This is a genomic window from Alitabrizicola rongguiensis (assembly GCF_021491355.1).
In the GTDB taxonomy this organism is placed as follows: Bacteria; Pseudomonadota; Alphaproteobacteria; order Rhodobacterales; family Rhodobacteraceae; genus Aliitabrizicola; species Aliitabrizicola rongguiensis.
Map to the genome: position 1 here is coordinate 438,328 of NZ_JAKENF010000002.1, position 15,619 is coordinate 453,946.

18 protein-coding genes and 1 other RNA gene are annotated in these 15,619 nt (G+C 65.7%); 4 read left to right on the forward strand and 15 right to left on the reverse strand.

What is annotated here, in order from left to right:
* Positions 1-132: 132 nt before the first annotated feature.
* Together L0V05_RS07985 and mgtE are read right to left on the reverse strand one after the other, a co-directional pair.
* The gene (locus tag L0V05_RS07985) at positions 133-690 is read right to left on the reverse strand and encodes a 5-formyltetrahydrofolate cyclo-ligase (protein WP_234869585.1); all 558 of its coding nucleotides are present in this window, start codon (positions 688-690) and stop codon (positions 133-135) included.
* Positions 687-2,069: a magnesium transporter gene (gene mgtE, locus L0V05_RS07990; protein WP_406565961.1), complete on the reverse strand. Its 1,383-nt coding sequence runs from the start codon at positions 2,067-2,069 to the stop codon at positions 687-689. Before mgtE ends, L0V05_RS07985 begins: the two co-directional genes overlap by 4 nt.
* 128 nt (positions 2,070-2,197) lie before the next feature.
* Here mgtE and guaD point away from each other — a divergent pair, with 128 nt between their 5' ends.
* Positions 2,198-3,478 (forward strand): guanine deaminase, encoded by a 1,281-nt coding sequence (gene guaD, locus L0V05_RS07995; RefSeq protein WP_234869586.1) that lies wholly within the window; start codon positions 2,198-2,200, stop codon positions 3,476-3,478.
* On the opposite strand, the gene L0V05_RS08000 is transcribed toward guaD, so the two are convergent.
* The 4 genes from L0V05_RS08000 to L0V05_RS08015 form a co-directional block, all read right to left on the reverse strand.
* A complete protein-coding gene (locus L0V05_RS08000; RefSeq protein WP_234869587.1) occupies positions 3,475-3,795 on the reverse strand; it encodes a ribonuclease E inhibitor RraB in 321 nt (106 codons plus the stop codon). The two genes, guaD and L0V05_RS08000, sit on opposite strands and share 4 nt — an antisense overlap.
* Before the next feature lie 12 nt (positions 3,796-3,807).
* Positions 3,808-5,145, reverse strand: coding sequence for an 8-oxoguanine deaminase (locus L0V05_RS08005; protein ID WP_234869588.1), 1,338 nt, complete (start codon positions 5,143-5,145; stop codon positions 3,808-3,810).
* A gap of 245 nt (positions 5,146-5,390) precedes the next feature.
* Complete coding sequence (locus L0V05_RS08010) at positions 5,391-6,191, reverse strand: inositol monophosphatase family protein (protein ID WP_234869589.1); 801 nt, start codon at positions 6,189-6,191, stop codon at positions 5,391-5,393.
* A 74-nt stretch (positions 6,192-6,265) separates the two neighbouring features.
* Positions 6,266-6,631, reverse strand: a complete 366-nt coding sequence (locus tag L0V05_RS08015) for a helix-turn-helix domain-containing protein (RefSeq protein WP_234870566.1) — start codon at positions 6,629-6,631, stop codon at positions 6,266-6,268.
* A 332-nt stretch (positions 6,632-6,963) separates the two neighbouring features.
* Between L0V05_RS08015 and L0V05_RS08020 the strand changes: the two genes are divergently transcribed.
* Positions 6,964-7,923 carry an NADPH:quinone oxidoreductase family protein gene (locus L0V05_RS08020; RefSeq protein ID WP_234869590.1) on the forward strand — a complete coding sequence of 320 codons (960 nt, stop codon included), beginning with the start codon at positions 6,964-6,966 and terminating at the stop codon, positions 7,921-7,923.
* Here L0V05_RS08020 and L0V05_RS08025 read toward each other — a convergent pair whose 3' ends face one another.
* Positions 7,924-8,793: a LysR family transcriptional regulator gene (locus L0V05_RS08025; protein WP_234869591.1), complete on the reverse strand. Its 870-nt coding sequence runs from the start codon at positions 8,791-8,793 to the stop codon at positions 7,924-7,926.
* Positions 8,794-8,923: 130 nt separating this feature from the next.
* On the opposite strand from L0V05_RS08025, the gene L0V05_RS08030 reads away from it, so the two are divergent.
* Positions 8,924-9,142, forward strand: coding sequence for a DUF1127 domain-containing protein (locus L0V05_RS08030; protein ID WP_234869592.1), 219 nt, complete (start codon positions 8,924-8,926; stop codon positions 9,140-9,142).
* A gap of 143 nt (positions 9,143-9,285) precedes the next feature.
* Complete coding sequence (locus L0V05_RS08035; protein ID WP_234869593.1) at positions 9,286-10,029, forward strand: Bax inhibitor-1/YccA family protein; 744 nt, start codon at positions 9,286-9,288, stop codon at positions 10,027-10,029.
* 64 nt (positions 10,030-10,093) lie between these two features.
* On the opposite strand, the gene L0V05_RS08040 is transcribed toward L0V05_RS08035, so the two are convergent.
* From L0V05_RS08040 to gatC, 8 genes are all read right to left on the reverse strand, one after another.
* Entirely contained in the window at positions 10,094-10,786 is a 693-nt protein-coding gene (locus tag L0V05_RS08040; protein WP_234869594.1) for a VIT1/CCC1 transporter family protein, read from the reverse strand.
* Between the two features lie 90 nt (positions 10,787-10,876).
* A complete protein-coding gene (locus L0V05_RS08045) occupies positions 10,877-11,383 on the reverse strand; it encodes a GNAT family N-acetyltransferase (RefSeq protein ID WP_234869595.1) in 507 nt (168 codons plus the stop codon).
* An 83-nt stretch (positions 11,384-11,466) separates the two neighbouring features.
* On the reverse strand, positions 11,467-11,634 hold the full coding sequence (gene rpmG / locus L0V05_RS08050) for a 50S ribosomal protein L33 (protein ID WP_018301779.1): 168 nt from the start codon (positions 11,632-11,634) through the stop codon (positions 11,467-11,469).
* A 216-nt stretch (positions 11,635-11,850) separates the two neighbouring features.
* Positions 11,851-12,255: RNase P RNA component class A (gene rnpB, locus L0V05_RS08055), an RNA gene on the reverse strand.
* A 12-nt stretch (positions 12,256-12,267) separates the two neighbouring features.
* Positions 12,268-12,963: an N-acetylmuramoyl-L-alanine amidase gene (locus tag L0V05_RS08060; protein ID WP_490372019.1), complete on the reverse strand. Its 696-nt coding sequence runs from the start codon at positions 12,961-12,963 to the stop codon at positions 12,268-12,270.
* The gene (locus L0V05_RS08065) at positions 12,960-13,736 is read right to left on the reverse strand and encodes a hypothetical protein (RefSeq protein WP_234869596.1); all 777 of its coding nucleotides are present in this window, start codon (positions 13,734-13,736) and stop codon (positions 12,960-12,962) included. Before L0V05_RS08065 ends, L0V05_RS08060 begins: the two co-directional genes overlap by 4 nt.
* A gap of 57 nt (positions 13,737-13,793) precedes the next feature.
* On the reverse strand, positions 13,794-15,278 hold the full coding sequence (gene gatA / locus L0V05_RS08070; RefSeq protein ID WP_234869597.1) for an Asp-tRNA(Asn)/Glu-tRNA(Gln) amidotransferase subunit GatA: 1,485 nt from the start codon (positions 15,276-15,278) through the stop codon (positions 13,794-13,796).
* Positions 15,275-15,562 (reverse strand): Asp-tRNA(Asn)/Glu-tRNA(Gln) amidotransferase subunit GatC, encoded by a 288-nt coding sequence (gene gatC, locus L0V05_RS08075; RefSeq protein WP_234869598.1) that lies wholly within the window; start codon positions 15,560-15,562, stop codon positions 15,275-15,277. Before gatC ends, gatA begins: the two co-directional genes overlap by 4 nt.
* Positions 15,563-15,619: the final 57 nt, after the last annotated feature.

Below are 15,619 nucleotides of genomic sequence, written 5' to 3' on the forward strand. Positions count from 1 at the left end.
CTGCCACCCGGCCCGGCCACGGGCCGGGCATTCGCGGCTGAAAGCCGTCCACTGGACGGCTTTCCAGACGCCGCTCATCCCCCCGGGCGCGTTCCGCGCCTCCCCCCGAGGATATTTGTGAACAGAAGAAACTTAGGAACGCAGGAGGTCGACCATCCCCTGTTCCGTGACGATGGCGTCGAGCGGCTGGTCGGTGGGTTCGATTGGCACCTCGTCCACCTCTTGCGCGGCGAAGGCAAAGCCGATGGCGGTGACTGGGTGCATGGAGCGGAGCCGTTCCAGGGTGCGGTCGTAGAAGCCGCCGCCGTATCCGAGCCGGTAGCCACGCCGGTCGAAGGCCAGCAACGGCACGATAAGCACCTGCGGTTCAAGCCAGGCGCCTTCGGCGGGGATCAGCGCGCCGAATTCCCCCTCCTCCAGGGCGCAGCCGGGCGACCATTCGCGGAACCGCAGCGGCACGCCCTTGCCGGGGATGACCGGCACACCGACCGGCCCCTGATGCGCGGCCATCGCCGGAAGCGGGTCGATTTCGGTGCGCATCGGCATGTAGCCAGACAGGACCTTGCCTGCATGGGCGGCCAGAAGATCGGCCAGGATCTCGGCGGCCTGCCCCTGCCCGGCCGCGAAGGCGGCCTTGCGGCGGGCGAAGGCTGCGCGGCGCGCCTCGGCCTTGATCTCGGTCAGGGTCATAACAGGAACCATGTGGCAAAGCCGAGGAAGGCGAGATAGCCCAGCACATCGGTCAGCGTGGTGACGAAGGTGCCCGAGGCCAGCGCCGGGTCGAGGCCAATCCGGTGCAGACCGAGCGGCACCAGCACTCCGCCAAGCGCCGCGACCAGCTGGTTGGTGATCATCGCCGCAGCCAGCACACCGCCGAGCATCGGCTCGTGTAGGACAAGGATCGCGCCGAGCGCGAGGATGGCGGCAAGGCCGATGCCGTTCAGCAAGCCAGCGCCGATTTCGCGCAGGATCACGCTGCGGGCGTTGGTCGAGGTGAGATCGCGTGTTGCCAGCGCCCGGACCGACACGGCCAGCGACTGGGTTCCGGCGATCCCGCCGGTCGAGGCGACGATCGGCATCAGCGCCGCAAGCGTCACCAGGGTGGCGATGGTGCTTTCGAAGCGCGAGATCACGAAGGCCGAGATCGAGGCGGTGAAGAGGTTGATTATAAGCCAGGGCAGGCGCGTCCGCGCCGTGGCGAATGGGCCATCGGAGGGGCTGGGCTCCTCGCTCACACCGGCGAGGCGCAGGATATCCTCTTCATGCTCTTCATCCAGCACGTTCATCGCGTCGTCGATGGTGATGACGCCGACGAGCCGGTCATCGGCATCGACCACGGGACAGGAGATGAGGTGATACTGGTTGAAGATATAGGCCACGTCCTCTTCCGGGTCGGTGGCCGCGATGGTGCGGAAGCTGTCCTCGGTGATGTCCTTGAGCGCGACGGTCCGCTTGGACGACAGAAGCCGCCCGAGCGTGACATAGGCCTGCGGCTTCATCCGCGGATCGACAAGGATGACGTGATAGAACTGGTCGGGCAGCCACTCCTCACGCCGCAGGAAGTCGATCGTCTCGCCTACGGTCCAGTGCATCGGCGCGACCACGACCTCGCGCTGCATCAGGCGGCCCGCGGAGTGTTCCGGGTAGGACATCGCCTGTTCGACGGCGACCCGGTCGGCATCGTCGAGGGCCTGCAGGATGATGTCCTGCTGGGGCTGTTCGAGGTCTTCGAGGATGTCGACGACGTCGTCGGTCTCAAGCTCGCGGACCGCTTCGGTCAGCACCTCGCGCGGCAGGGCTTCGACCACTTCCTCGCGGATCGACTCGTCGATCTCGGAGAGGATCTCGCCGTCGATCTCACCCGACCACAGCTTCAACAGGTCGCGACGGTCGGCAGAACTGATCTGCTCCAGAAGGTCGGCGATGTCGGCGGCGTGGAGTGGCGCCATCAGGTCGGAGAGGCGCTCGGAATTGCCTTCCTCGACCGCCTCGAGAATCGCCTCGACGCGTTCGGGGTCGAGGCCCATCAGTTCCTCCTCCACCTCTTCGCGCTTGGCGGTTTCTGCCATGGTACCCCCCTGGTCGATTGGCGCGACCTTAGCGAAAGGTGTTTCAAAGAAACAGGGTCGCCACGGCAAATTTACGCAGGCGCAGAAACCCCGTAGGCTTGCCGCTCGGGAAATGGACGGGGTGTGCGATGGCCGATCTTCTGCTGGGACAGGTGCTGCGCTTCGAGGGCGACCCGATGGTCGAGGGCGAAGGCGCGGCCCGCCATGACAGCCAAGGCGCGGTGCTGGTCGATCAGGGCCGCGTCGTGGCCGTCGGCCCGGCAGACCGGCTGCGCGCCGCCTATCCACAGGCGCAGGTGACGGACTACGGTCGGGCGCTGATCTCGGCCGGATTTGTCGATGCCCATGTGCATTATCCCCAGACGGCGATGATCGCGAGTTGGGGCAAGCGGCTGATCGACTGGCTGAACACCTATACCTTCCCCGAGGAGATGCGCTTTGCCGATCGCGCCTATGCGACCGAGATCGCCAACCGCTACCTCGACCTGACCCTCGCCCACGGGACGACAACCGTGTGTTCCTACGCGACCATCCATCCCGCCTCGGTCGATGCGATCTTCGAGGCGGCGCAGGCACGCGGGCAGCGGATCTATGCCGGCAAGACTTGCATGGACCGCAACGCGCCCGATGGCCTGCTTGATACCGCGCAGTCGGCTTATGACGACAGCAAGCGCCTACTGGAGAAATGGCACGGGGTCGACCGGCTGTCCTATGTCATAACCCCCCGCTTCTCGCCGACGTCCACGCCCGAGCAACTGGCAGCGATGGGAACGCTCTGGCGGGAATTCCCCGACTGCCTGATGCAGACCCACCTGTCCGAACAGCCTGACGAATGTGCCTGGGTGAAGTCGCTTTTCCCGCAGTCGCGCGATTATCTCGACACTTACGAGGCGCAGGGCCTGTTGCGCGAAGGCGCCGTCTACGGCCATGCGATCTACCTGACCGACCGCGAGCGTGCCCGGCTGATCGAGGCAGGTGCGAGCCTCGTTCATTGCCCGACCTCGAACACCTTCATCGGCTCGGGCCTGTTCGACATGGGGCTGGCGACGAAGCTCAGGGTCGGGCTGGCAACGGATACCGGCGGCGGGTCGTCCTTTTCGATGCTGCGGACGATGGCAGCCGCCTACGAGATTGCACAGTTGCGCGGTCAGGCCCTGCATCCCGCGCAGCTCTGGTGGCTGGCGACACAAGGCTCGGCCCGGGCGCTGCACGCCGAGGACCGGATCGGCAACATCGCCCCGGGGATGGAGGCCGATCTGGTGGTGGTCGACCTCGCCTCGACCTTCGCGATCGAACAGGCGACCCGCCGCGCCGGCACGATCTGGGAGGCACTGTTCCCCACAATCATGATGGGCGATGACCGGGCGATCCGGGCGGTCTGGGTCGGGGGCAAACCCCGGGCAGACTAATCCGCCAGTTCCCAGCCATCGGGATAGAAGTCGTGCGTCAGCGCGATGGTGGTGGCCGTGCGTTCATGCTCCCAGATCGCCTCGGGGGTCACAGGGATGGGGCCGATGCTCGCGATCAGGGTTTCATTGTCGGGCAGGCGACGGGTCTTGAAGCCGGCGGCACGCAGGGCCTTTTCAAGCGCGGACCAGCTGGCATCGAGTTCCTCAATGAAGAAGATGTAGTCGACCACGGCGGTCGCGGGCAGCTTCACACCTTTTCCGGCCTTCTTGAAGGTGGCGAAGGTCTCGCGCCGCTGCGCCTCGTAATTGTGCGACACGTCGCGCTCCCCCTATCCGGCCAGCCGCCGGGCCAGCGCATTCTGCCGCTCGATGACCCGTGGCAGGTCGATCGTGGCAATCTGCCCGTCCCTTACCACGCGCTGCCCCTCGACGAACAGGTCGCGCACGCGGGTCGGTCCGCAGAGGATCAAAGCCGCGACCGGGTCCCAGCTACCGGCCGCTTCGATGCGCGACACGTCCCAGATCGCGATGTCGGCGCGTTTGCCCGGCTCCAGCGATCCGCAATCGGACCGGCCCAGCACCCGCGCCCCGCCGAGCGTCGCGATCTCGAGCGCCTCCCGGGCGCTCATGGCGTCGGCGCCGTTTGCGACGCGCTGGAGGAGCATCGCCTGCCGCGCCTCGCCGATCAGGTTACCTGCGTCGTTCGAAGCGGAACCATCGACGCCGAGCGCCACTTTCACTCCCCGGTCGCGCATCCGCCGTACCGGGGCAATACCTGAACCAAGGCGACAATTCGAACATGGGCAATGGGCAACTCCGGTCCCCGACCGGGCAAAAAGATCGATTTCCGAACCATCTAGCTTAACACAATGGGCGTGCCACACATCGTCGCCGGTCCAGCCCAGATCCTCGGCATACTGCCCCGGCCGGCAGCCGAACTGCGCCAGCGAATAGGCGATATCCTCGTCATTCTCGGCCAGGTGGGTGTGCAGCATCACGCCTTTGTCGCGCGCGAGCAGGGCTGCCTCGCGCATCAGGTCGCGGCTCACCGAAAAAGGCGAGCAGGGCGCCAACCCGACCCGCACCATCGCCCCCTCCGCCGGGTCGTGGAATGCATCGACCACGCGGATGCAATCCTCCAGGATCGCCGCCTCGCGCTCGACCAGCGCATCCGGCGGCAGGCCGCCCGCGCTTTCACCGATGCTCATGGCGCCGCGAGTGGGGTGAAAACGCAATCCCACCTCGCGGGCGGCGGCAATGGTGTCATCCAGCCGTGCGCCGTTGGGATAAAGGTAGAGGTGGTCGGACGTCAGCGTGCACCCCGTCAGGCCGAGCTCCGCAAGCCCGATCTGGGCCGAGATGAACATCTCCTCGGGCCCGAAGCGGCCCCAGATCGGGTAAAGCGTCTTGAGCCAGCCGAAGAGCAGCGCATCCTGCCCTCCCGGGACTGCCCGGGTGAGGGTCTGGTAGAGGTGGTGGTGGGTATTCACGAGGCCCGGCGTCACCACGCATCCCCGCGCCTCGACCACCTCGCCCGTGGTTGTCAGCCCCTGCCCCACCGCCACGATCGTCCCGCCCCGGATCAGCACGTCACCACCGGCGATCTCTGCCCGTGCGCCATCCATGGTAACGACGGCCTCGGCCCCCCGGATCAACAGCTCGTTCATCTGATTCCCCTTCTCCACCCCCTTCGGTGGACCCGGACGCGCGACAGAAGGGGGAAGGACTCGGCGCGCCGGCTCCCAATCTGCCGGAGCGGCGGGCCGCGCGCAATCGCGGGGTCGTTCGGGATGGCCCTAAGCTGTTTCTTCTTCGGCCAAATACCCGATCCGAGCGTCGCCTGCCGCGAAGGCATCGACATTGTGCCGCGGCAGCCTGCCGAAAGGGGGCTCGATACCCCCGCGCGGCGGGGCTACGGATTGAGAACCGCCAGCGCGGCGGCATGCACCTCGCGGTTCGCCGCAGCCACCACGCGGCCGCCATGATGCGCCGGTCCGCCATCCCAGCTGGTCACGATGCCACCCGCCGCCTCGATCACCGCGATCGGGGCCATGATGTCGTAACTCTGCAAGCCCGCCTCGACAACGAGGTCAATCTGCCCGGCCGCCACCAGCGCGTAGGCATAGCAGTCCATGCCGTAGCGCGTGAGGCGCATCCTGCTTGCCAACCGGTGAAAGGCTGCCCCCTCTTCAGGCGAGCCGACCTCGGGGAAGGTCGAGAACAGGATCGCTTCGCGCAGGTCCCGCCCCGGTCGACATTTGAGCCGCCGCGGGCCTAGCGGTCCTTCGGTCTCGGCCCGTCCCAGACCACCTTGGAAGCGCTCGCCGATGAAGGGCTGGTCGATCACGCCGTAGATCGGACCCTGCGCGTCGGCAACCGCGACAAGCACCCCCCAGCTTGGCGTGCCTGACAGGTAGCCGCGCGTTCCGTCGATAGGGTCAAGGACCCAGGTCAGTCCGCTGGTGCCCTGCGATGCGCCCCTCTCTTCCCCAAGGATCGCGTCCTGCGGGCGCCTCGCTGCCAGCACCTCGCGCATGCGATCCTCGGCCAACCTGTCGGCCACCGTCACCGGATCGAAGCGGTGGTCTTCCTTGCTGTCGGCTGTCAGTCCGTCGCTGCGGAAATGGGCGAGCGTTGCAACGCGGGCAACGTCGGCCAAGGCATTCGCAGTCGCGATCAGATCTGCGACTTCCTGCTGCGAAAAGTTCCTCATGACGCCCCCCCGCACATGACAAGCCCCGCCGCTATCCAAAGCGGCGGAGCCGGTCAAGCATGAGGAATGCCGGATCAGGCGGCCGCGTCGCTCAGGACACGGGCAAGGTCGAAGAGGCGGCGGCGCTGCGCCTCCGGAATCGCATAGTACGACCGAACCAGTTCCAGTGCTTCCTTGTCGGCCATCAGATCGTTTTCGGTGCTCTTGGCGGCAGCCTGGGCGTCTTCGAGACCTTCGAAGAAGAAGCTGATCTGCACGCCCAGTGCGTCAGCAATGTCCCACAGGCGCGAGGCGCTGACCCGGTTCATGCCCGTCTCGTATTTCTGGATCTGCTGGAACTTGATTCCAACCTTGTCTGCCAGTTGCTGCTGGGTCATCCCCACCATCCAACGGCGGTGACGAATCCGCTTCCCAACATGCGCATCAACAGGGTGCTTCATAGCTGCTCCGGTAACAAAGTGACTTTCCCCTACCCTCCTTATAAGCAGAATTCGTGCCAAATCCTCATGCTCTCCAGTTGATCGGCGGAAAATTGACGGCGCAGTCAAAACCTGTCTTTTCGGATATGTCCGAACATACAGAGGCTCTGAAGAGCCTGAAATCGCCTGTTGATAAATGTCGAAGCTCCATTTTCCCGCATAGCGCGATTTCCAAAGTGCATTGCATTTTGCAACGTTTTCGGCTGCAGTTTCTTGCATAATGGACAATCCGCGCGCTGGAACTTCACGCGTCGCGTCTCTAGCGTCGGTCTTGACCCCGAATGAGGTGCGCAATGCTAAGCCTACGCGTCGAATCCATAGGTCAAAGCCCGGTCTTGGCCGATCTGCCGGTCCCCCTGCCCGCAGCAGGAGAGGTCCAGATCGGCGTTGAAGCCTGCGGGCTGAACTTCGCCGATCTTCTGATGACGGAAGGCCGCTATCAGGACACGCCGCCGCCTCCCTTCACGCTTGGAATGGAAATCGCGGGCACGGTGCTTTCGCTCGGACCGGGCACCGATGGTCCGCCACCGGGCAGCCGGGTCGTCGCCTTTGCCGGCCAGGGCGGACTGGCCGAAGTCTCCTGCGTACCGGTCGACCGGTGCCTGATCCTTCCGCCCGAGGTCGGCATGATCCAGGCCGCGGCGTTCCCAATTGCCTATGGCACCTCGCATCTGGCGCTGGATCACCGGGCGCGTCTTCAGCCCGGCGAAACCCTTCTCGTTCTGGGTGCGGCCGGAGGCGTCGGACTGACCGCCGTCGAAATCGGCAAACGCATGGGCGCGCGGGTGATCGCCTCGGCCAGGGGACCGGAGCGCCTTGAGATAGCCCGCGCAGCAGGAGCGGATATTGTCATCGACAGCGACACGCCCGATCTGAAGGGCCAACTCAAGGCGCTTGGCGGGGTCGATGTTGTCTACGATCCGGTCGGCGGCCCCGCCTTTCTTGAAGCGTTGCGCGCCACGAGGCCTGAAGGCCGCCTGCTTACCATCGGATTCGCCGGAGGCGAGGTGCAGCAGATCCCCGCGAACCTGCTTCTGGTCAAGAACCTGACGGTGATTGGCCTCTACTGGGGCGGATACATGGGATTTCGGCCGGCCGTTCTCCGCGACAGCCTGAGCCGGCTTGTCGGCTGGATCGCCGACGGCAGCCTGAAGCCCCACGTCAGCCATGTGCTGCCTCTGACCGAGGCGGCCGTAGGTCTCGATCTGCTCCGTCGCCGCGCGGCAACCGGCAAGGTGGTCATCACCCCCTGATCACGCCGCCCGTGATGCGAGCCGCGCCGCGTAACCGCTGCGGATCAGGTCCGCCAGAGCAGCGACAGCCGGCCCCTTGAGCGCCTGACCGATATAGAGGTTGATGCGCTTGCCCGGCAGTTCCGGCAGCAACCCGCCATGCGGGACGCGCTCCATATACTGGCTCTCGCACCCAAGCAGCATGCTGTGCACCGCCAGATCGGCGCTGACGACGGCCTCGATCGCCCGGGTGTTTCCAGAATCGACGGCCATTTCCCAAGGAATGCCGGCCCGGTCCAGAGCCGCCTGCGCTCCGGCCCGGAACAGACAGTTCTGCTCGTAGGCCAAGCGCAGCGGCCGCTGCTTCCAGGCTGAACCGCCCGGCGCCCCGACCCAAACCATCGGCAATTCGGCGAGCGTCTCGCCATCCGGACCCGTCTGGTCTTCGGTTGTCAGGATCACATCGCATTCGCCGCGCGCGAACTCGTCCAGGAGCTTGAGCGTAAAGGACGAAATCAGGTTGACCTTCATTCGCGGAAAAGACGCGTGAAACTGCTTCAGCACCCCGGGGATAACCGGGTAGACGATGTCATGGGGTACCCCAAGCACGATCTCCCCCTCGAAGGCGTCGTGGGTCAGCCGGCCAAATACTTCGTCGTTCAGGGCCAGCATCCGCCGGGCGTAGCTCAGCAACTGCTCCCCCGCCGCGGTCGGCGCCACCCGCCGCGCCGAACGGTCAAGCACATCGATGCCCAGCAACTCTTCCAGCCGCTTGATCTGCATCGAGACGGCCGATTGGGTCAGGTTCAGGAACCCCGCTGCCCGGGTCACGCCCCCGGCATCGACGACGGCCACAAAAGACCGCAGCGCGGTCAGATCAAGGTTTCGCATTCCATCACCGATTCTGATGCAGATGACAACTATCATTCATTTCTATAATACACCGATCCGTGAGACAAGTATCAGCATGTGTGATGGATGACAGAATCACCATCGCCAATTCGAATGAAAGGAGTTCGAGATGTCCAACCACAGCTCTGTCGCCGCGATCGGCGCCGCGACCCCGCACCGGCGCAACCTTTTCGCCAGACTGGTCGCCATGCTGACAGTTCGCGCCGAACGCCGCCGGCTTGCCGATCTGGATGATGCCACTCTGCGCGACATCGGGCTCAGTCGCGACCAGGCCATGCGAGAAGCGCTGCGTCCGATGTGGGATGTCCCTCCGCGCTGGCGTCGCTGAAGGCTGTCACGGCCAATCACGCCGTTCCGTCCAAAGTCGGACATGTAAATCCTTGAAAACCGCACAGCGGCTACCGATATTCGCGAAGTGTGGTGGTGTCCGGATCAACCGGGCCCGCATCAGGGAGCTAATCGGAGGCTTGAATGGCTGACTATCAGACGATCCCGAGAACCGGTGCCGGTACGCGCGCCCTCGAGATCGATGAGGGCCTGCGCGCCCATATGAACAAGGTCTACGGGCTGATGTCCGTGGGCATGCTGCTGACCGGCGCCGTCGCTTGGGCGGTAGGTACCAGCGAAACCCTTTTGGCGATCTTCCGTGATCCGGCGACGCTTCAGCCGAATATCCTTGGCTGGATTGTCATGTTCCTGCCGCTCATCATGGTCTTCGCCTTCGGTGCCGTGCTTCAGCGCGCATCGGCCGCGACCGCGCAGCTGTTCTTCTATGCCTATGCCGCGGTGATGGGCCTGTCGCTCGCCTGGATCTTCCAGGTGTTCACCGGCGTATCGATCGCGCAAACGTTCCTCATCACCGCGATCGCCTTCGCGGGCCTGTCGCTTTACGGCTACACCACCAAGAAGGACCTGTCGGGCTTCGGCACCTTTCTGATGATGGGCCTGATCGGCCTCCTGGTCGCGATGGTCGTGAACATCTTCCTCGCCTCTTCGGCGATGGCCTTCGCGATCTCGGTGATCGGTGTCCTGCTCTTCGCCGGGCTGACCGCCTATGATACTCAGAACATCAAGAACACCTACCTTCAGCACGCGCAGGTCGGTGACAGCGAATGGCTGGGGAAGGCCGCCATCATGGGCGCGCTTCAGCTCTACCTCGACTTCATCAACCTGTTCATGTTCCTGCTGCAGTTCATGGGGAACAACCGCAACTGAGGCGGACGCGACAGACTAAGGGACAGGGCCGGTGGTTTCACCGGCCCTTTTTCATTCTGGCCGATCAGATGACTGCACCAAAGATCTTGCCGACCCCGGCAGTCACGGCCATCGCGATGGCCCCCCAGAAGGTGACGCGCAATACTCCGCGGCCAACCGGCGCGCCTCCACCCCAGGCCCCCAGGGCACCGAGCATCGCGAGGAAGATCAAGGAAAGTCCGGTCACGGCCCAGACCAACCACGCTTCGGGCGCGAGGGCTGCAGCCAGAAGCGGCAGCGTTGCCCCCACGGCAAAGGAAAGAGCCGAGGCGAAGGCCGCCACCAATGGCTGCGCTGTCGAATGCGCGGACAGGCCCAGTTCGTCGCGGGCATGGGCGGCCAGGGCGTCCTTCGCTGTCAACTCCTCGGCAACTTTCCAGGCAGTCTCGGCCGAAACACCGCGCTCGCGATAGATCCCGGCCAGTTCCTCGAGCTCATCCTTCGGCATGGCCGCCAGCTCGCCCCGCTCCCGTGCCAGATCGGCACTTTCGGCATCGGCCTGCGAGCTGACCGAGACGTACTCCCCTGCCGCCATCGACAATGCCCCGGCGGCCAGCCCGGCCGCCCCGGCCAGCAGGATCTCCGATCGCCCGGTCGCTGCTGCGGCCACCCCGACGATCAGACTGGCCGTCGAGACTATCCCGTCATTTGCGCCCAGAACCGCGGCCCGAAGCCAGCCGATCCTGTCGATGAAATGCCGCTCGCCCTTGCCTGCCATCGCCGCCTCCACGGTTGCCTGCAGACACAGAGCGCCGATCCGGCGCTGGGCGCAATGCGCCAGATCAATCAGGGCGAGGGCTGGACTGCCTCAGTCGCCCGCCTGCATCCGTATGGCCGGGAACCCGATGCCGGGCGCCAGAGCGATCTCGGCCTCTCCGAGCACCCGGAACCCGAGCGAGGCGTAGAAGGGCACCGCCGTCCGGGTGGACAGGCAGGAAAAGCGGACGAAGCCTTCAGCCCGGGCCTGGTCCATCGCCCGTGACAGGAGCGCCCTGCCGATGCCACGACGGGTGGCAGAAGGATCGGTCGCCACGTGGCGGATATGCGCAAGCCCCTGCCGAACGTCACTAGCCTCAGGTGACCCTGCCGACCACCCTCCGGCCGCCAGCACGCGGTCCTCTGTGTCACAGGCCAGCCAATAGCGCCCAGAGGCCAGAAGCTCTGGCCGTGCCCGCGCGATAAGCGGCACGGCTGTTACCAGCACGGAGGGCGGATAGTCTGCCGCCAGCAGACGCGGATAGCTCCGCGCAAGCAGCGCATCCACCGCCGCCAGATCGGCGGGTCGGGCCAGACGCAGTTGCAGGGTCTCTGTCATCACCGTGGTCCTCCGCAGGATATAAAGCAAAAGGGGCCGCGTCTTCCGACGCGGCCCCGCAATCCGAACGCAGACGGCAGATCTTACTTGATCTTGCCTTCCTTGTATTCGACATGCTCCCGCTTGACGGGGTCGTATTTGCGAACCGTCATCTTCTCGGTCATGGTGCGGGCGTTCTTCTTGGTCACATAGAAGTGCCCGGTGCCCGCCGTCGAGTTCAGACGGATCTTGATCGTCGTCGGCTTCGCCATTGTCGTCTCTCCTTGGCGGGTGCAACCGGGTTGCGCCCTGCGAAATCCTTGAAGCCCGCCTTTTAGCCAGCGAACCGGCAGAGTCAACAGCGAAAACACCCCGGTTTCTTCTTTGCCGAAATACCCCCGGCGGAGCCGGCCCGAGCCTTTCGCGGATCCGCGAAAGGCGAGAGGAAAGGCGTGCCGCCGAAGGCGGCTCCGCTTGATCGGCGTGAAATGCGCGGATGGCCTGTAAGCCGGATTCTGTCCGGGGTTGCCCCCTGGACGGCCATTCCTCTCGTCCCGCCGTTGCCGACGGGCTTTAGCTGCCAACCCGGGCCTCTGGGCTGAAGCGTCCCTGCGGAGGTCTCCGACCGGCCTTGCGACCACTGGCCGGACCTTTCCGCGCGAGGCCCCTATTCGGCATTGCTCCGGGTGGGGCTTGCCGTGCCGGTCCTGTTGCCAGTCCCGCGGTGGGCTCTTGCCCCACCGTTTCACCATCACCCCGTCGAAACGGGGCTGTCTCTTCTCTGTGGCGCTTTCCCTCGGGTTTCCCCGGCCGGGCGTTACCCGGCACCCTTGCTTCATGGAGTCCGGACTTTCCTCGAGGGTTTGCACCCCCGCGGCCGTCCGGCCATCCGCGCGTCGCCGGAGTTAGGCGCGCGACCGACCGCCGTCAACCGGAAAGCGCCGCGCTAGGTCCAGCGCAGCGCCCATGTCCCCTGCCGACAGTGCCCCCTGTCCCCAGGGCCGGAACCGCAGACGAAACGCGCGAAGCAACTGGTCCGGCATCGCTTCTGGATAACCAAAGCGCCTCAGCGCTCCCAGAAAGCCCGTCTCGTCCGGCGGCGCGGTCACAGCTTCAGGCCAGACCGAAAGGCCGGCCCGGGCCAGCGCCCGCCAGTCGAAACGCGGGCCGGGATCGGATTTGCGGTCGGGCGCCATGTCGGAATGGGCGATGACCCGCTCGGGCAGGATGGACCAGCGCGCCAGAATTCCGGCCAGAAGCGGCTCCAGCGCCGCAATCTGCCGGGCCGCAAAGGGGGCATCTCCGGTATTGGCAATCTCGATCCCGATCGAGTGCGAGTTCACGTCCTCGCGGCCCCCCCAGCTGCCCGCCCCCGCGTGCCAGGCCCGCGCGGCTTCCGGCACCAGAGCGACGACCTCGCCATCCTCGCGGATCAGGTAGTGCGCTGAAACCTCGGCCGCCGGGTCGCACAGACGCTCCAGCGCGGCATCGCAACTCGACATGCCTGTGTAGTGCAGAACGACCAGATCCGGCACCGCACCGTTCCGCCGCTCGCCGAAATTCGGCGACGGACAGGAGGTCACGCGCAGGGTATCACTCACTGCAGACGGAACGGGCGCGGATCCCAGGCGCAGGCAAAGCCGTCGCCGTCAGGGTCAAGCCCCTTCGGATCGCGCTGCGGACCACCCGCGGCCAGGAACGCCTCCTGGGCCTGGTCGGTGGAACCGTAACGGCGGCAGGCCGCCTCGGGCGAGGACAGCCGGATCGCTGACCGGGTGTAGAGCTGCTGGCCGGGCGCGTTCGTGGTCTGGATCGCGTATTGCACGATGTTCGGACCGCTGTTGTCCGGCCGCTGCGGCACTTCAGTCGGCTGGATGACGACATATTGCGCACGGTTGCGGGCAATGCGATCGGCGTCCGACTGGATGGTTTCTCGCGACGACACGGCGGCGAAGTCCTGCTCGTCCGAGATGCCGGCATGCGACGGGACCATTTCACTTGTCGTCTCGGCGATGGTCGTGGGGGCGTTGCCGCGAGGGCGATTGGGGTCGAAGAGGGCTGCGTCGCTTTGCGTGGCGCTGTAGCCCGTGTTGTTAAGGCTCAGGGCATCGCCTGTCGGTTGCGGCAGGGGAGCGGCGGCCGGAGCGGCCGTTCCGCCTTCGGCTGCGTCGATCGCCGCACCCACACGGGCCGGATCGAAGCCGCTCGCGGGCGCGCCGCCAAGTGCGGTGGTCGAGGTCGCCCCCATCGGTCCGGTCGCGGCCGGAATACCGGTATAGGTCGCGTTGTACATGTTGTTCCCGCCCGCCCCGGATTCAGCCGACACACAGGCGCTGAGTGCAAGCAGCGGGAGAATTGGCAGGAAACGACGCATGTCAGTCCTCGATCGTAGCAGGCCCGCGTATCGGCAGGCAAAACTCAGCGGCGGCGCTTACCACCATTTCTCGGGTTTTGCCACAAAGCCTGCGGCCTTCTCCAGCACATAGGCGTGATTCAGCAGATCACCCTCCTCCCATGGGCGGCCGATCAGCTGCAACCCCAAGGGAAGCCCCTTGCGGTCGAGGCCCACGGGCACGGCGATGCCCGGCAAGCCAGCAAGGTTCACCGTCACGGTAAAGACGTCGTTGAGATACATCTCGACCGGATCGGCGCTGGCCATCTCGCCCAGGCCGAAGGCGCTCGACGGGGTGGCGGGGGTCAGGATCGCGTCGATCCCCGCGGCGAAGGCGAACTCGAAGTCGCGTTTGATAAGGGCGCGGACCTTGCGGGCGCGGTTGTAATAGGCGTCGTAGAAGCCCGCCGACAGCACGTAGGTGCCAATCATCACCCGGCGCTGCACTTCCTTGCCGAAGCCTTCGGCGCGGGTCTTTTCGTACATCTCGGTTATGCCGTCGCCCTGCGCCAGCTTGGCGCGGTGGCCATAGCGCACCCCGTCATAGCGCGCGAGGTTCGACGAGGCTTCTGCAGGCGCAATCACGTAATAGGCCGGCAGGGCGTATTTCGTATGGGGCAGCGAAATGTCGACGATCTCGGCCCCGGCATCCTTGAGCATGGCCTGCCCATCGGCCCAGAGCTTCTCGATCTCGTCGGGCATTCCGTCCATGCGGTATTCGCGCGGTATACCGATCTTCTTCCCGCGGATGTCGCCGGTCAGCATCGCCTCGAAATCCGGCACGGGCAGGTCGGCGCTGGTCGAATCCTTCGGGTCATGCCCGGCCATCGCCTCGAGCAGGATCGCCGCATCGCGCACCGACTTGGTCATCGGCCCGGCCTGGTCGAGCGACGATGCAAAGGCGGCGATGCCCCACCGGCTGACGCGCCCATAGGTCGGCTTGATGCCGGTGATGCCGACGAACGCCGCCGGCTGACGGATCGAGCCGCCGGTGTCGGTGCCCGTCGCCGCAAGGCACAGGTCCGCCGCCACCGCCGCCGCCGAGCCGCCCGACGACCCGCCTGGGGTCAGGGCGGTTTCGTCATTGCCGCGCCGCCAGGGGTTCACCGCATTGCCATAACAGGACGTCTCGTTCGACGATCCCATGGCGAACTCGTCCATGTTGAGCTTGCCGAGCATGACTCCGCCCGCCGCGAACAGCTTCGTCGTGACGGTCGATTCGTATTCCGGCTTGAATCCCCGCAGGATGTTCGAGGCCGCCTGGCTCGGCACGCCCTTGGTGCAGAACAGGTCCTTGATCCCAAGCGGAATGCCGCAGAGCGACGGCGCATCGCCGGCCTTCAGTCGCGCATCCGCCGCCCGCGCCTGATCCAGCGCGATCTCGGGGGTCTTGTGCACGAAGGCATTCAACTCGTCGCCCGCGTCCATCGCCGTCAGGCAGGCCATGGTCAGGTCGACCGCGGTCAGGTCTCCCTTGCGCAGCGCATCCCGCGCGGCGGCGATCGTCAGTTCGTTCGCGCTCATTCCACCACCTTCGGCACCGCAAAGAAGCCCTCTCTCGCGTCCGGCGCGTTGGCGAGGATCTGCGCCTGGATGTTCCCGTCGGTCACGACATCCGCCCGGCGCTTGAGCCGCATCGGCGTGACCGATGTCATCGGCTCGACGCCGGTCACGTCGACCTCGTTCAACTGCTCCATGAAGGTCAGGATGCCCGAGAGTTCCCCCGCCAGCGCTGGCAGATCGGGTTCCTCGACGCGGATACGCGCCAGCTTGGCCACCTTGCGGGCCGTGTCGATGTCGATGGACATGCGAGTTCGCTTTCCAGAAATGATCGGCCCCGTTTACCCATGCCGGGGCGGCGCTGC

Bases quoted from the DNA above. Each gene is read 5' to 3' on its own strand.
- L0V05_RS07985 (WP_234869585.1), bottom strand. From the start codon at position 690: ATGACCCTGACCGAGATCAAGGCCGAGGCGCGCCGCGCAGCCTTCGCC.
- mgtE (WP_406565961.1), bottom strand. From the start codon at position 2,069: ATGGCAGAAACCGCCAAGCGCGAAGAGGTGGAGGAGGAACTGATGGGC.
- guaD (WP_234869586.1), top strand. From the start codon at position 2,198: ATGGCCGATCTTCTGCTGGGACAGGTGCTGCGCTTCGAGGGCGACCCG.
- L0V05_RS08005 (WP_234869588.1), bottom strand. From the start codon at position 5,145: ATGAACGAGCTGTTGATCCGGGGGGCCGAGGCCGTCGTTACCATGGAT.
- L0V05_RS08010 (WP_234869589.1), bottom strand. From the start codon at position 6,191: ATGAGGAACTTTTCGCAGCAGGAAGTCGCAGATCTGATCGCGACTGCG.
- L0V05_RS08015 (WP_234870566.1), bottom strand. From the start codon at position 6,631: ATGAAGCACCCTGTTGATGCGCATGTTGGGAAGCGGATTCGTCACCGC.
- L0V05_RS08020 (WP_234869590.1), top strand. From the start codon at position 6,964: ATGCTAAGCCTACGCGTCGAATCCATAGGTCAAAGCCCGGTCTTGGCC.
- L0V05_RS08025 (WP_234869591.1), bottom strand. From the start codon at position 8,793: ATGCGAAACCTTGATCTGACCGCGCTGCGGTCTTTTGTGGCCGTCGTC.
- L0V05_RS08030 (WP_234869592.1), top strand. From the start codon at position 8,924: ATGTCCAACCACAGCTCTGTCGCCGCGATCGGCGCCGCGACCCCGCAC.
- L0V05_RS08035 (WP_234869593.1), top strand. From the start codon at position 9,286: ATGGCTGACTATCAGACGATCCCGAGAACCGGTGCCGGTACGCGCGCC.
- L0V05_RS08040 (WP_234869594.1), bottom strand. From the start codon at position 10,786: ATGGCAGGCAAGGGCGAGCGGCATTTCATCGACAGGATCGGCTGGCTT.
- L0V05_RS08045 (WP_234869595.1), bottom strand. From the start codon at position 11,383: ATGACAGAGACCCTGCAACTGCGTCTGGCCCGACCCGCCGATCTGGCG.
- rpmG (WP_018301779.1), bottom strand. From the start codon at position 11,634: ATGGCGAAGCCGACGACGATCAAGATCCGTCTGAACTCGACGGCGGGC.
- L0V05_RS08065 (WP_234869596.1), bottom strand. From the start codon at position 13,736: ATGCGTCGTTTCCTGCCAATTCTCCCGCTGCTTGCACTCAGCGCCTGT.
- gatA (WP_234869597.1), bottom strand. From the start codon at position 15,278: ATGAGCGCGAACGAACTGACGATCGCCGCCGCGCGGGATGCGCTGCGC.
- gatC (WP_234869598.1), bottom strand. From the start codon at position 15,562: ATGTCCATCGACATCGACACGGCCCGCAAGGTGGCCAAGCTGGCGCGT.